The following is a 13,160-nucleotide window of genomic DNA, read 5'->3' as shown; positions in this document are numbered from 1 at the left end:
GCGACGGCACCCCACACCCTCGAGGAAGACATGCCGCTCCGCCCCCTGATCCCCGTCCGCGCACGCGCCGCCGTGCTCCTCTCCGTGATCGCCTCGACGGCGCTGCTGATCGCCGGCGGCCTGCTCGTGCCGTCGTCCGCGCGGGCGGCAGACGACGACGTCACGTGGACGGTGCGCACGGCATCCAATGACCGCGGAGCCGAGCGCACGAACTACACCTACACGGTGAACCCCGGCGGCACCATCGACGACGAACTCGTGGTCGCGAACCGGGGGACCGAGACCCTCGACCTCGGCGTCTACGCGGCCGACGGCTTCACGACGGACGGCGGGCAGTTCGACGTCGTGACCGGAGACGCCACCTCCACGGGCCTCGGCGCGTGGGTGCGCACGAAGACCGACCACATCACCGTGAAGCCGGGCAAGACCGTCACGGTGCCCTTCACGCTCCGCGTGCCGGAGAACGCGACGCCCGGCGACTACGCCGGCGGGATCGTCACCTCGCTCACCCAGGCCGATGACACGGTCGGCGTGAACGTCGACCGCCGTCTCGGCATCCGGATGAATCTGCGCGTGGGTGGCGATCTCGCCCCCGCGCTCGCCGTCGAAGACGTGCACGTGAGCTGGAACGGCGGACTCAACCCGTTCGCCGGCGGCGACGCCGAGGTCAGCTACACACTGCACAACACGGGCAACACGGTGCTGTCTGCGCACGACGTCGTCACGGTCGCCGGGCCGTTGGGGATGCTCCCGTCCGACTCCGGGGCGGTGGATGCCGCACCCGATCTTCTGCCCGGCGAGAGCTGGACGCAGCACGTGACCGTGGCGGGTGTCGCGCCGCTCGTGCTGCTGACCGGGACGGCGAGCGTGACGCCCACGGTGACGGATGCCGCGGGCACGACGAACGATCTCGCGCCGGTGTCGGCGGCGACCGTGGGGTGGGCCGTGCCGTGGACGCTGCTCGCGCTGCTCCTTCTGGCGGTCGCCGCCGTCATCGTGCTGCCGCGGCTGGCGCGCCGGCGCCGTGCCGTCGCGCAGTCGCGGGAGGACGCCCGGGTGAAGGAGGCTGTGGCGCAGGCGCTCGCCGCCGCGGAGTAGGCTTCCGGACACCCGTATCCCGAGGTCGATGGAGATCGAGACATGACGTACGAAGGCCGTGCCGCCACCCCCGCCACAGATGCCGTCCGCGCGGCGCGCGACCGTCTCTTCTCGTACGCCACCGACTACGACGGGGCCGTCGACGGATTCTCGTGGCCGCGACCCGAGACCTTCAACTTCGCTCTGGAATGGTTCGACGTCGTCGCCGGCGAGAATCCCGACCGGGCCGCGGTCACGATCGTGAGCGCCGACCTCACCGCGCAGTCATGGACCTATGGCGCTCTCGCGCAGCGATCGGATCAGGTCGCGAACTGGCTCGTCTCGCTCGGCATCAGCCGCGGAGCGCACGTGATCGTCATGCTCGACAACACGATCGAGCTGTGGGAGGTCATGCTCGGCATCGCGAAGGCGGGCGCCGTGTCGATCCCGACCTCGACGCTGCTGTCGGCATCCGACCTTGCCTATCGTGTCGAGAAGGGCGAGGTCGACGCGATCGTGTCGCGCACGTCGCTGGCCGACCGTCTCACCGCCATCAGCCCGGACGTCCTTCGCATCGGCGTGGGCGACGGCTCACCCGAGGGATGGCATGACTTCGCGGCATCCACCACCGCTCCCGAGGCATTCGCACCCGACGGGCCGACGCCGGCCGACGACACCAGCCTGCTCTACTTCACGTCGGGCACCACGAACCGGCCGAAGCTCGTCGAGCACACGCAGATCTCGTACCCGGTCGGTCACCTGTCGACGATGTGGTGGCTGGGGCTGCGGCCCGGCGACGTGCACCTGAACATCTCCTCGCCGGGGTGGGCCAAGCACGCGTGGAGCAGCTTCTACGCGCCGTTCCTCGCCGAGGCCACGGTGTTCGTGTTCAACTACGACCGGTTCGATGCCGGCGTGCTCATGAACGTCATGGACGTGCACCACGTCAGCACCTTCTGCGCTCCGCCGACGGTGTGGCGGATGCTGATCCAAGCCGATCTGGTTCAGCTCACCCATCCGCCGCGCGAGCTCGTCGGCGCGGGCGAGCCGCTGAACCCGGAGGTCATCAGCCGCGTGCGCAACGCGTGGGGATCGACGATCCGCGACGGGTACGGGCAGACCGAGATGACGTGCTGCGTCGGCAACTCGCCCGGGCAGATCGTCAAGGACGGCTCGATGGGCCGTCCGACGCCCGGTTACCCGGTGGTGCTCGTCGATCCGGCGACCGGTGAGCTCGCCGAGACCGAGGGCGAGGTCTGCCTCGACCTGGCGCAGCGTCCGCTGGGGCTGATGAAGGGGTACTACAAGGACCAGGAGGCCACCGACGCATCGCGTGCCGGCGGCTACCACCACACCGGCGACATCGCCGCGCGCGATGCGGACGGCTACCTCACGTATGTCGGTCGCGCCGACGACGTCTTCAAGGCATCGGACTACAAGATCTCGCCCTTCGAGCTCGAATCGGTGCTGCTCGAGCACGATCTCGTCGTCGAGGCGGCGGTCGTGCCGAGCCCCGACGCGGTGCGGCTGGCGGTGCCCAAGGCATATGTGCGGGTGACCGAGGCGGCGCTGACCTCGCCGGAGGAGACGGCCCGGTCGATCTTCGCGCACGCGCACGAGCGGCTGTCGGCACATCTCTGGGTGCGCATCATCGAGTTCGTGCCCGATCTGCCCAAGACGATCTCGGGAAAGATCCGGCGGGTGGAGTTGCGTGCCCGCGAAGCGGAGCGCGTCGAGTCGGGCGATGACGCCGGGCAGCACCGCGACCGCGACTACCGCTGATGCCGGCCTACTTCGAGAGGCTCGGGCCGACGACGTTCCGCGCGACCCGGCAGGTGCAGGGAGCCTGGAACGAGGAGGAGCAGCACGTCGCCCCCTCGCTCGGGCTCATCGTCCACGCGATGGAACGCGACCACGTGTCGCGGACCGACGCGCCGCTGCAGATGTCGCGGGTCGCGTTCGACATCCTCGGCGTGATGCCGATCGACGTCGTCGAGCTGACGACCCGGGTGGTCAGGCCGGGGCGCACCATCGAGCTCGTCGAAGCGACGCTCAGCCACGACGGACGGCCCGCGGTCATCGGGCGCGGATGGTTCCTGCGGACCGCCGACACGACGGCGCTCGCCGGGTCGCGGCTGACGCCGCCGCCACGACGTGACGATCTGGCCCAGTGGGACACCTCCGAGGTCTGGCCGGGACGGTTCGTCACCACCGTGGAGACCCTGCGGCACCAGGTCGAGCCGGGGCGGGCATGGGCGTGGATGCGCCCGCTCGTACCCGTGCTCGCCGATGAGAGGGTGAGCGCGACGGCGCGGCTGCTGGGGATGGTCGACATCTTCAACGGGCTGACGGTGCGGGCCGCGCCCGACGACGTGCACTTTCCGAACGTGGACCTCACCGCGCACCTGCTGCGTGCGCCCGAGGGGGAGTGGTTCGCCGCCGACACGACGGTCAGCTTCGGCCCGACCGGGCTCGGCCTCACGCACACCGTCGTGCACGACGACGCAGGGCCCCTGGGGACGGTCAGTCAGTCGCTGACGGTGAGGCCGCGCTGAGGCCGTCGGTGAAGACGCCCACCCGCTTCCCGTCATAGACGAACTGCAGCGAGACGCCGGCGCCGACGGCGTCGTGGAGCTCCTCCGGCGCGGTCTCGTCGACGGTGAACTGGAGGGTCGGCGGGAAGCCGCCGGCGCCGCAGCCCGACCAGACGGACCCTTCGATGCTGCCGTCGTCGGTGACCGTGTCGGTCGCATAGGCGATCACGCACGTCGCGTTCTTCGCACCGGCCCCGACGTCATCGCCGTCCATCGCGATGATCGAGATCCCGTGGAAGGTGAACCCGGTGGCATCCTCGTGGGAATCGGCCATGAACGACGCCCAGGTGAACTGCGGGTCGGGTGCGAGGGTCGCGATCTGCCGAGTGTCGCCGTGGCGTGCGATCGGCGCGATCCAGGTCGCCGCGAACGTCACGCCGGTCGCGACCGCTGCGACGGCGACGAGCGAGACGAGCCAGAGCACGGCGAAGCCGCGGGAGAGGTACCAGCGGCGCGGAGCGACGCGGGGGCGGGATGCCGCGGCCGGCGCATCGGCGACGGTCACTGTGGGCTCGGTGAGGCGGGGGCGCGGGGCCGGGGACTGTGCACGTGTGCGGACCGCGAATGCAGGGCTTGCGGGGGCGGGGCTTGCGGGTGCTCGGCGGAGATCCGGGGGCAGCGGGGGAGGCGGTCCGGGGTGCGCGGTGTCGGAGAAGCCGTGGGGGGATGAGGCGTCGGCGATGGTGGTGTGGCGTGCGGCGGTGTGGCGTGCGGCGGCTTGGTGTGCGGCGGTGTCGCGGACGGCGGCTTCGAGTTCGTGGAGCCGTTGCAGCGCGGTCGGATCACGCTGGATGTCGGCCGACGGTCCATAGGCGCGGGCGCGCAGCATCCGCAGCTCTTCGAGGTCGTCGTCGTCCATCTCCTGTATGCTCGCACACTCCGTGGGCCGCACAGCGAAAGGGGCTCTCATGGATTCCTCCTCGGACGCCGGCGCCGCGTCAGAAGTACTGTCCGGGCGCGCGCTCGTCCTCGGCGGTGGCGGGGCGACCGGCAACGCGTGGCTCATCGGCGTGGTCGCCGGGCTCGCCGATGCCGGGCTCGATGTGACCGATGCAGACCTGACGATCGGCACGTCGGCAGGGTCGACGGCAGCGGCGCAGCTCGCAGCGGCATCGCCGACGGAGCTGTACGCAGCGACGGTCGGTGCTGGTGCCGGTGCTGGTGCCGGTGCTGGTCGGCCGACGGAGCGCTCGCGGGGCGGCGCGCGGCCGCCGATGACGGATCATCTGGAGGCGTTCCAGGCCGTGATCGCCTCGTCGGCGGATGCCGCGGACATGCGCCGGCGCATGGGCGCCGCTGCGCTCGCCGCCGATGACGGAACGGACGCGGGGGTGGATGCTGCGCGCTCCTCGCGCTGGCGTGAGACGGTGGCCGCGCGGGTCGGCGGTGCGCGGTGGCCTGCTCGCCGGATCCTGCTCACGGCCGTCGATGCGCGCACGGGTGAGCCGGTGACGTTCGACAACGACAGCGGCGTCGACCTCGTCGATGCCGTCGCGGCCAGCTGTGCGGGCGGGGCCTTCGCCTACGCCATCGGCGACGGTCGCTTCATTGACGGCGGATATCGCTCGTTCGCCGAGAACGCCGACCTCGCGGCGGGCTGTGAGAAGGTGCTCGTGCTGTCGCCGCTCGGCGGGATGTCGCGGTATCCCGAGGAATGGGGACTGAGCCTGGCCGCGCAGGTCGCGGCGCTGCGCGCGGCGGGAAGCCGGGTCGAGGTGCTCGTGCCGGGCGCCGCCGACGCGCACCTGTTCGCGAATCCGACGGACGTCACCCACCGGGTGCCGGCGGCGCGCGCCGGATACGCGCAGGGCAGGGCACTGGCGGAACGGCTCACGGAGTTCTGGGGCGGCATCCGGAGCGACGACTGACGAGTCGTCGCGCTTCCGCAGGGGGCTCAGCCGCGCGCAGCCATCACCGCGCGCAGCGTCGGCACGATGTCACCGCTGACGGGCAACACCTGGATGCACACGTGGTCGGCCCCGGCGTCGAGGTGTGCGTCGACGGTGGCCGAGAGATCCTGCGCCGTGCCGTGCGCGACGATCCCGTCGATCAGCGCGTCGCTGCCGCCGTCGGCGACGTCGGCGTCGGTGAATCCGCCGCGGCGCATGCTCGTCGTGTAGTTGGACATCTGCAGGTAGCGACCGAGGAAGGCGCGCGCCGTCTCGCGCGCCGACTCTGCTTCGTCGTCGAGAACGACGGTCTGCTCGGGCGCGATGAGCGGCCCCGCACCGAGCACCTCGCGCATTTCACGGGTCTGCCCGGGCACGGTGAGGTACGGATGCGTGCCGCCGCTGCGCTCGGCCGCCAGAGCGAGCATCTTGGGGCCGAGCGCCGAGAGCACGCGGTCGCCGACGGGTACGCCGCCCTCGTCGAGCACATCGAGGTACTGCGCCATCGCCGCCAGCGGGCGCACGCGCTCGGGCGTCGCCTCGCGGTGGCCTGATCCGATGCCGAGGATCAGACGGCCCGGGTGCTTCGCCGCGACACGCTGGTAAGACCGCGCGAGCTCGGCGGCGTCGGCCTTCCAGATGTTGACGATGCCGGTGGCGACCATGAGGGTCGTCGTCGCATCGAGGATCTCCTCCGCCGCGCGCAGATCCGCGCCGGGCGACCCGCCCAGCCAGAGCGTTCCATATCCCAGGCCCTCGATCGTCTGCGCGAGTGCGACATCGACGTCGCCGACCCCGCGCCAGACCCCGATCCGTCCCAGACGTTCGGTCCACGTCATGCGTGCCTCCTCGCTGATGTGCCTGTTCATCGCCAGCCTAAGCGTGCGCGCGGACGTCGGGGAGTGGATGCCGTGACCCGTCGACGCGACGGCGGGAGTCGAACCCGCAACACGACCGGGTATGAACCGGCGCCCGGGACCACCCGGATCGTCGCGATGCGCCCAGGTTAGGCACGCGTCGCGGCGATGCGCACGCATGGTGACATCGCATGAACCGGGGTGACCCCGAATGAACCGCGGTGACACTGTGTGACGCGCGAGCGGTCAGCCGTGCACCCCCTGCACGCACAGTTTCGCCGCATCGTCGGCGCCGAAACGGTAGTCGTACGTCTTCCCTTCGACCGACACGACCACGCGCATGCCGTCTATCAGCGCCTGCGTGTATGTGCCGCCCGGCTTCGGGCACCCGAGCGCCCCGTTGTTCCAGGTGACGGCCTCCGACGACACGAGCGTCGGCGTCCCCGTCACGCCGCGGTCGGCGAGATCCTGCGCGATGGCGTCCCACTTCGCCGCCGGCACGTCCACGGGCGTGCCCGTCGGCGACGCCGACGGCGTGACGGCGCCGTGCGGAGGAAGCGACACCGCACCTGTTGGTGAAGACTCGGCCACGGAACCTCCTGCGCATCCGGTCAGGGCCAGCAGAGCGAGACCCACGGCGAGGGCTGCGGCGCGTGCTCTCATCATCGGCTCCTTCGTCCGCTCCCAGGATAGGTCTCCGGGCTCCGCCGCGCGCGTTCGGCCCGTGGTCAGGAAGCGCCCATGTGGATAGCTAAAATCGATCCATGACGACGGCGGGACGACGGGGCATCCTCGCGGTCGTCGTCGCCGTCGCCCTGCTCGCGATCGGGGTGGGCCTCGCGGTGCTGCTGTCGGCCGCGGCATCCACCTCCCGCACCACCGGATCGTCGCCGGCGCTCGCCGCCGCCGCACCCGGCAACGGCGGCATCGGCGTCATCCACGTCACAGCCGAGCACCGCGACATGGCCGCGTGGCTCGACATCCTCTCTTCTGCAGACATCGCCGGTACGGGTTTCGACCCGGCCGGCGATTCTCATTCCGGAGCCGTCACCGTCGCCGAGCGCGCCCAGGATCTCGCCCACGCCGCCCCGGCGCCGATCGCCGAGCGCGACCTGATCATGGCGTGGTTCGCCCGCGTGCTGCTCATCCTCTCGGTCACGTGGGTCGTCATCGGCATCCTCTCGGCCCGCACGAGTCTGGTGCGGCGCCCGGGTGCGGCCGCCGCGCGCGCCACGTGGCTGGCCAGCACACGTCCGTGGCGCGCACGGGAATCGACTCTCGGGATGCTGGCACTCGACCGCTGGCTGCTGTTCATCATTCCGGTGGCGCTGCTCGTGGCCACCCGCGCCGTGCAGACCTCGTTCTTCGGCGGGGTGCACCTCGCCGTCGTGATCGGCGCATGGACCGTGTTCGCGCTCGTGCTGCGACTCGTGGTCGGGCGGCGCTCGCCCTGGCCCGTCATCGCCGCGGTCGGCGGTGTCGTCATCCTGCGCTGCATCGTCACGCTCATCGGGCTGTCGTTCGCCGGCCCCGGTGGCTCGTGGTCGGTGTTCTGGACGAGCCCGACCCTGCGTGCCCTGTACATCGCGTTCGCCTTCGCCCTCTTCGTGTGGGCGTTCGTCGCCGCCGGCTGGGCGCTGAGCGTGCAGCTCGGCAAGCGCCGCGCGACCGGGGGCGTGCTCGTCGCGATCGGCGCAGGCCTCACTCTGCCGGCGCTCGTCATCGCGATCGTCGGCGTGCGACATGCGCTGACCGTCTGGAACGCCCAGCTCGAGCCGCTGCCGTGGTCGCTCGCGCGATTCCTCCACATTCCGGGGCCGATGACGGTGCCGGATGCCGCCGCCTGGTGGCTGGTGGCGGCCGGGGTGATCGTGACCGTCGTGGGCGCTGTGCTGGCGCGGCCGGCGCGCGACCGCGTCGTGGCGCTCTGATCCGCCGCATCACACCAGCCCGGCCGCCTGCATGAGCTCGACGCCCAGTGGCTGCGGGTTGTACGCGACCTCCCAGCGGAAGCCGTCGGGGTCTGCGAAGTACCCCGAATAGCCGCCCCACTCGCGGTGCCGCGCGGGCCTGACGATCTGCGCGCCGGCGGCCGCGGCATCCCTCATCACCTCGTCGACCCCCGCGACGTCCGGCATGTTGTGCGAGAGGGTCAGCGGTGGGATGCCGCCGCCCGCCGGCAGCGGACCGACCTCCTCTTCGAACTCGGCGCGGTTCCACAGCGACAGCATGACCGTGGGACCGACGCGGAAGAAGATGACCCCGCCCGGGGCCTCGAAGGCGGGCTGCCACCCGAGGCCGTCGACGTAGAAGCGGCGCGACGCCGCGATGTCGGCCACTGGGAGCGTGATGAAGGTGATGCGTGCGTCCATCCCCGCACAGTAGCGAGGGCCGCCGACACCGACGCTGTCGGCGGCCGCGCCTAGACTCGAGGGGACATGACAGACGCCTCCACGCCCATCGTTCTCGGCGGGGGTTCCCCCGCCGCCGGCCGTCCCGACGAAGACCTGCTGCGGGGGCTGAACCCGCAGCAGCGTGAGGCCGTCGTGTACCGCGGCCGCGCCCTGCTCATCGTGGCCGGCGCCGGCTCCGGAAAGACGCGGGTGCTCACCCACCGCATCGCCTCGCTGCTGCGCAACAAAGAGGCCTGGCCGAGCCAGATCCTCGCGATCACGTTCACGAACAAGGCCGCCGGCGAGATGCGCGAGCGCGTCGAGCAGCTGGTCGGCCAGCACGCCCAGGGCATGTGGATCTCGACGTTCCACTCGGCGTGCGTGCGCATCCTGCGCCGTGAGGCAGAGCAGTTCGGGTTCACGAAGTCGTTCACCATCTACGACTCGGGCGATTCGCGCGCACTCATCAAGCGGCTGGTCAAGGAGCACGAGGCCGACGCCTTCGGCCTCACGCCCGCGTCGGTGCAGAGCCGCATCTCGAAGTCGAAGAACGAGCTCGTCGACGCCGACGCCTACGCGCGAGACGCCAACATGTCCGACCCGGCCGAGCGCAAGTTCATCGAGGTGTTCGGCGACTACCAGCGGGCCCTGCAGAAGGCGAACGCGTTCGATTTCGACGACCTCATCGGGCAGACGGTGTATCTCTTCCGGGCGTTCCCGCACATCGCCGATGTGTACCGGCGCCGGTTCCGGCACATCCTCGTCGACGAGTATCAAGACACCAACCACGCCCAGTACGCGCTCATCCACGAGCTGACACGGCCAGTGGTCGGCAAAGCCGCAGAGCCATATGCCGCCGGCGGCATGATGATCTTCGAGCCCGAGCACGCTCCCGAGGTCGAGCCCGCGTCGCTGACCGTCGTGGGCGACTCCGACCAGTCGATCTACGCGTTCCGCGGCGCCGACATCCGCAACATCACCGAGTTCGAGCGCGACTATCCGGGGGCGAAGGTCGTGCTGCTCGAGCAGAACTACCGCTCGACGCAGAACATCCTCTCCGCGGCCAACGCGGTGATCAGCCACAACTTCGACCGCAAGGACAAGAAGCTGTGGACCGACGTGGGTGAGGGCGAGAAGATCGTCGGCTACACCGGCTATTCGCAGCACGACGAGGCGCAGTTCGTCGCCGACGAGATCGAGGTGCTGCGCCGCGGCGGCATGCCGTACGGGCAGATCGCGGTGTTCTACCGCACCAACTCGCAGTCGCGTGCACTGGAGGAGATCTTCATCCGTGCCGCCATCCCGTACAAGATCATGGGCGGCACCCGCTTCTACGAGCGCGCCGAGATCAAAGACGCGCTCGCCTATCTGACCGCGGTCGCGAATCCCGCCGACGAGATGGCACTGCGCCGCATCGTCAACAAGCCCAAGCGCGGCATCGGCGACGTGACCGTCGAGACCATCGCGCGGTACGCGGCGGAAGAGGGCATCACGTTCCGCGATGCGCTCGGCAACGCGTCGGCGCTGGGACTGGGCCCCAAACTGCAGACCGCGGTGACCCGACTGGATGCCGTCTTGGCCGAGGCATCCGAGATCATGCTGCCCTCATCGGGCGAGATCGCCTCGCCCACCGCCGTGGCCGAGGGGCTCGGCGTGCTGCTCGACAAGAGTGGATACCGAGATGCGCTGCGCGCCAGTCGCGATCCGCAGGACGAGGCGCGGCTCGAGAACATCGACGAACTCGTCGCGGTCGCGCGCGAGTTCGCCCGTAACAACCCCGAGGGCACGATCCTCGACTTCCTCACCGAGGTCGCGCTGGTCTCCGACGCCGACGGCCTCGACGACGCCACCGGCACGGTGTCGCTCATGACCCTGCACACAGCGAAGGGGCTCGAGTACGACGCGGTGTTCCTCACCGGCGTCGAAGAAGACCTGTTGCCGCACCGCATCTCGGCGGGCGAACCCGGCGGCCCGAGCGAGGAACGGCGCCTCTTCTACGTCGGCGTGACGCGCGCGCGTCAGCGGCTGTACCTGACCCTCGCGATGACCCGCGCGCAGTTCGGCGAGGTGTCGGTCGCGATGCCCAGTCGCTTCCTGCAGGAGATCCCCCTCGAGCTGATCGACTGGCGGCAGTCGCCGGGCGACGTGAACTCGCGCGGGGGCACCCAGTCGCGCGCGCTGAACGCCCGGCGGCCGGGCTCCGGCTGGGGCCGTCGCGACGAGCCGGCGCTCACGCCGAAGTCGACGGCGATGGAGAAGTTCCCGAATCGCATCCCCGCGAAGGTCCGTGACAACGGCGACATGGAGCTGGCCAGCGGCGACCGCATCCGCCATGAGGACTTCGGCGAGGGCATCGTCGACGCCATCACCGGCGAGGGTCCCAAGCGCGTCGCGCACGTGCGGTTCGACACCGCCGGCGCCAAGAAGCTGCTCGTGAAGATCGCGCCGATCGAGAAGCTCTGAGCGCTGCCTCAGGTTCCTTTCTGACAGAATCGACGACAGGGCCGAGGCTGACTCGGCCACCATTCTGGGGAACGGGGAAAAGTGGGGATCTTCACGCGCGCGCGCACCATTGGGGTTGCGCTGACGGGAGTGCTGGTGGCATCGGTGATCGCTCTCGCGGCTCCCACGGTGTCGTATGCGGCCACACCGACCGCACAGTCCGCGTCGGCGACGGCGGGCATCGTCATCGCGGCGGCACCGCACAAGCTGAAGACGTCGACGCCGACGATCTCAGGTACGCGTCAGGTGACCAAGACACTGACCGCCAAGACCGGCACGTGGACGAAGGGCACGACCTTCACCTACAAGTGGTACGCGAACGGCAAGGCCATTTCGAAGGCCACGAAGAAGACCCTCAAGCTCAGTGCCACGCTCGCGGGCAAGAAGATCTCGGTCAAGGTCACGGGCAAGAAGTCCGGCTACAAGACGGTGTCGAAGACGTCGAAGAAGACGGCGACGATTGGCTACCCCTCCCGCACGAAGCCGGTGTCTGCGTGGAACTGCCCGGCGTGGGCGCCCATCAAGGGCAACGCGAGCTCGATGATCTACCACATGCCCGGTCAGCGCTTCTACAAGGCCACCAAGCCCGAGGACTGCTTCCGCACCCAGGGTGCCGCCGTCAGCGCCGGATACCGCAAGGCGAAGGTCTGATCGGGGCGCGGGCAGGGCTCGGCGTCGGGTTAGGCTGGCGTAATGGCACTCTTCTCCCGCGGCTCGAAGACGACCGGAACCGGCAACGACGACAAGGTCGCCGAGGAACCGACGACTGACTCTCCGGCGACGGAGGGGACGGATGCCGTGGCCGCCGAGACCGCAGCGGTCGAAGACGGCGCACGGGCTGAGGAGAGCGCACCGGAGGCCGCACCCGCCGAGGCCGAGAACGTGCCGCAGGTCGGCATCTCGACCACCTCGTACGGCGGCTTCGGTGCCGACACGACGGCACAGGCGGCGCCGCCCGCGGCGCCCGCGCCCACCGGCGAGCCGCCGGCGCCCGAGGAGACCATCCCCGGCCTGCCCGACAACGTCGTTCTGCGCGGCACCCTCGCGGCGTTGAACGAGAACCCCGAGCCGCACGACATCCTGGGGGTTGCCCGGCAGCTGCTGCAGGGCAACGTCTACCTGCGCGTCAAGGGTAACGCGCAAGAGCTCATGAATGCCGGCGAGGCGCTGCCGCTCGCGATCGCGACCCGCGAAGAGGGCCAGTTCGTCATGCTGTACAGCTCGGGCGCGGCGCTCGCCGCCGCCGTTCAGGCAGACGGCGACACCGAGACCTCGGCGATGGGCCAGCCGGGCGCCGCCGTGCTGCAGTACGTGCTGCAGGGCGAGTTCGCCGGCGTCATGGTCGACCACGCGTCGGCACCGGCCGCCGTCGTACTGCCGCGCGCGCTCATCGAACGCATGGTCTCCGAGTGGGACCCGCAGTGCACCCTCAAGAAGCTCGTCAGCGGACAGCGCACCGACGAGACCGCGGCGCAGGTCGCCGAGGCGCTCACGACCGCACCGCTGTGGATCGCCGTGAACCGCGCGTCGGAAGACGACGACTGGGGCGTGGCCGAGTCGCGCACCGACGCGGGGGAGCGCATCCTGCCCCTCTTCTCGCATCCGCTCGAGGTCGTCGCCCTCGGCCGGAACGACCGGCCGATGCCGTTCAGCCCCGCCCAGCTGGGTCAGGCGCTGCGCGGCGACGAGGGCATCGACGGCGTCGTCATCGACCCGGTGGGCCCGTGGCTGCGCCTGGAGCGCGACCAGCTCTCGGCCGTCATGGCCCTGCCCGAGCCGGAAGCCGCGCAGCAGATCGAAGAGGAGCCGGCGGACGCCGCGGCGGAAGCACCCGGCGACGCCGACTGA

12 protein-coding genes and 1 tRNA gene are annotated in these 13,160 nt (G+C 70.5%); 8 read left to right on the top strand and 5 right to left on the bottom strand.

What is annotated here, in order from left to right; genetic code table 11:
- Positions 1–30 precede the first annotated feature (30 nt).
- The 3 genes from ABMQ42_RS06235 to ABMQ42_RS06225 are packed head-to-tail and all read left to right on the top strand — an operon-like array spanning position 31 to position 3,632.
- The gene (locus ABMQ42_RS06235) at positions 31–1,098 is read left to right on the top strand and encodes a WxL protein peptidoglycan domain-containing protein (protein ID WP_349721992.1); all 1,068 of its coding nucleotides are present in this window, start codon (positions 31–33) and stop codon (positions 1,096–1,098) included.
- Between the two features lie 42 nt (positions 1,099–1,140).
- Positions 1,141–2,859: an AMP-binding protein gene (locus ABMQ42_RS06230; RefSeq protein WP_349721991.1), complete on the top strand. Its 1,719-nt coding sequence runs from the start codon at positions 1,141–1,143 to the stop codon at positions 2,857–2,859.
- The gene (locus ABMQ42_RS06225) at positions 2,859–3,632 is read left to right on the top strand and encodes a thioesterase family protein (protein ID WP_349721990.1); all 774 of its coding nucleotides are present in this window, start codon (positions 2,859–2,861) and stop codon (positions 3,630–3,632) included. Before ABMQ42_RS06230 ends, ABMQ42_RS06225 begins: the two co-directional genes overlap by 1 nt.
- Here ABMQ42_RS06225 and ABMQ42_RS06220 read toward each other — a convergent pair.
- A complete protein-coding gene (locus ABMQ42_RS06220) occupies positions 3,601–4,530 on the bottom strand; it encodes a hypothetical protein (RefSeq protein WP_349721989.1) in 930 nt (309 codons plus the stop codon). The genes ABMQ42_RS06225 and ABMQ42_RS06220 overlap by 32 nt on opposite strands.
- A gap of 49 nt (positions 4,531–4,579) precedes the next feature.
- On the opposite strand from ABMQ42_RS06220, the gene ABMQ42_RS06215 reads away from it, so the two are divergent.
- A complete protein-coding gene (locus ABMQ42_RS06215; RefSeq protein WP_349721988.1) occupies positions 4,580–5,539 on the top strand; it encodes a patatin-like phospholipase family protein in 960 nt (319 codons plus the stop codon).
- Positions 5,540–5,565: 26 nt separating this feature from the next.
- Here the strand turns inward: ABMQ42_RS06215 and ABMQ42_RS06210 are convergent, their stop codons facing one another.
- The 3 genes from ABMQ42_RS06210 to ABMQ42_RS06200 form a co-directional block, all read right to left on the bottom strand.
- A complete protein-coding gene (locus ABMQ42_RS06210) occupies positions 5,566–6,399 on the bottom strand; it encodes an LLM class F420-dependent oxidoreductase (RefSeq protein ID WP_349721987.1) in 834 nt (277 codons plus the stop codon).
- A gap of 83 nt (positions 6,400–6,482) precedes the next feature.
- Positions 6,483–6,555, bottom strand: a tRNA-Met gene (locus tag ABMQ42_RS06205).
- Between the two features lie 108 nt (positions 6,556–6,663).
- A complete protein-coding gene (locus tag ABMQ42_RS06200) occupies positions 6,664–7,080 on the bottom strand; it encodes a DUF8738 domain-containing protein (protein WP_349721986.1) in 417 nt (138 codons plus the stop codon).
- Positions 7,081–7,181: 101 nt separating this feature from the next.
- On the opposite strand from ABMQ42_RS06200, the gene ABMQ42_RS06195 reads away from it, so the two are divergent.
- Entirely contained in the window at positions 7,182–8,348 is a 1,167-nt protein-coding gene (locus ABMQ42_RS06195; RefSeq protein WP_349721985.1) for a hypothetical protein, read from the top strand.
- 9 nt (positions 8,349–8,357) lie between these two features.
- Here ABMQ42_RS06195 and ABMQ42_RS06190 read toward each other — a convergent pair whose 3' ends face one another.
- Positions 8,358–8,789: a VOC family protein gene (locus ABMQ42_RS06190; protein WP_349721984.1), complete on the bottom strand. Its 432-nt coding sequence runs from the start codon at positions 8,787–8,789 to the stop codon at positions 8,358–8,360.
- A 66-nt stretch (positions 8,790–8,855) separates the two neighbouring features.
- Between ABMQ42_RS06190 and ABMQ42_RS06185 the strand changes: the two genes are divergently transcribed.
- The 3 genes from ABMQ42_RS06185 (at position 8,856) to ABMQ42_RS06175 (ending at position 13,160) form a co-directional block, all read left to right on the top strand.
- Entirely contained in the window at positions 8,856–11,273 is a 2,418-nt protein-coding gene (locus ABMQ42_RS06185; RefSeq protein ID WP_349721983.1) for an ATP-dependent helicase, read from the top strand.
- A 135-nt stretch (positions 11,274–11,408) separates the two neighbouring features.
- The gene (locus ABMQ42_RS06180; protein ID WP_349721982.1) at positions 11,409–11,963 is read left to right on the top strand and encodes a sunset domain-containing protein; all 555 of its coding nucleotides are present in this window, start codon (positions 11,409–11,411) and stop codon (positions 11,961–11,963) included.
- Positions 11,964–12,005: 42 nt separating this feature from the next.
- Entirely contained in the window at positions 12,006–13,160 is a 1,155-nt protein-coding gene (locus ABMQ42_RS06175) for an SseB family protein (RefSeq protein WP_349721981.1), read from the top strand.

The sequence above is a fragment of the Microbacterium sp. KR10-403 genome, from assembly GCF_040196215.1.
Classification (GTDB): Bacteria; Actinomycetota; Actinomycetes; order Actinomycetales; family Microbacteriaceae; genus Microbacterium.
Note: the sequence above shows the minus strand (reverse complement) of the source record. Positions and strands in the feature narration are given on the sequence as shown.

Bases quoted from the DNA above. Each gene is read 5' to 3' on its own strand.
- ABMQ42_RS06235 (WP_349721992.1), top strand. From the start codon at position 31: ATGCCGCTCCGCCCCCTGATCCCCGTCCGCGCACGCGCCGCCGTGCTC.
- ABMQ42_RS06230 (WP_349721991.1), top strand. From the start codon at position 1,141: ATGACGTACGAAGGCCGTGCCGCCACCCCCGCCACAGATGCCGTCCGC.
- ABMQ42_RS06225 (WP_349721990.1), top strand. From the start codon at position 2,859: ATGCCGGCCTACTTCGAGAGGCTCGGGCCGACGACGTTCCGCGCGACC.
- ABMQ42_RS06220 (WP_349721989.1), bottom strand. From the start codon at position 4,530: ATGGACGACGACGACCTCGAAGAGCTGCGGATGCTGCGCGCCCGCGCC.
- ABMQ42_RS06215 (WP_349721988.1), top strand. From the start codon at position 4,580: ATGGATTCCTCCTCGGACGCCGGCGCCGCGTCAGAAGTACTGTCCGGG.
- ABMQ42_RS06210 (WP_349721987.1), bottom strand. From the start codon at position 6,399: ATGACGTGGACCGAACGTCTGGGACGGATCGGGGTCTGGCGCGGGGTC.
- ABMQ42_RS06200 (WP_349721986.1), bottom strand. From the start codon at position 7,080: ATGAGAGCACGCGCCGCAGCCCTCGCCGTGGGTCTCGCTCTGCTGGCC.
- ABMQ42_RS06195 (WP_349721985.1), top strand. From the start codon at position 7,182: ATGACGACGGCGGGACGACGGGGCATCCTCGCGGTCGTCGTCGCCGTC.
- ABMQ42_RS06190 (WP_349721984.1), bottom strand. From the start codon at position 8,789: ATGGACGCACGCATCACCTTCATCACGCTCCCAGTGGCCGACATCGCG.
- ABMQ42_RS06185 (WP_349721983.1), top strand. From the start codon at position 8,856: ATGACAGACGCCTCCACGCCCATCGTTCTCGGCGGGGGTTCCCCCGCC.
- ABMQ42_RS06175 (WP_349721981.1), top strand. From the start codon at position 12,006: ATGGCACTCTTCTCCCGCGGCTCGAAGACGACCGGAACCGGCAACGAC.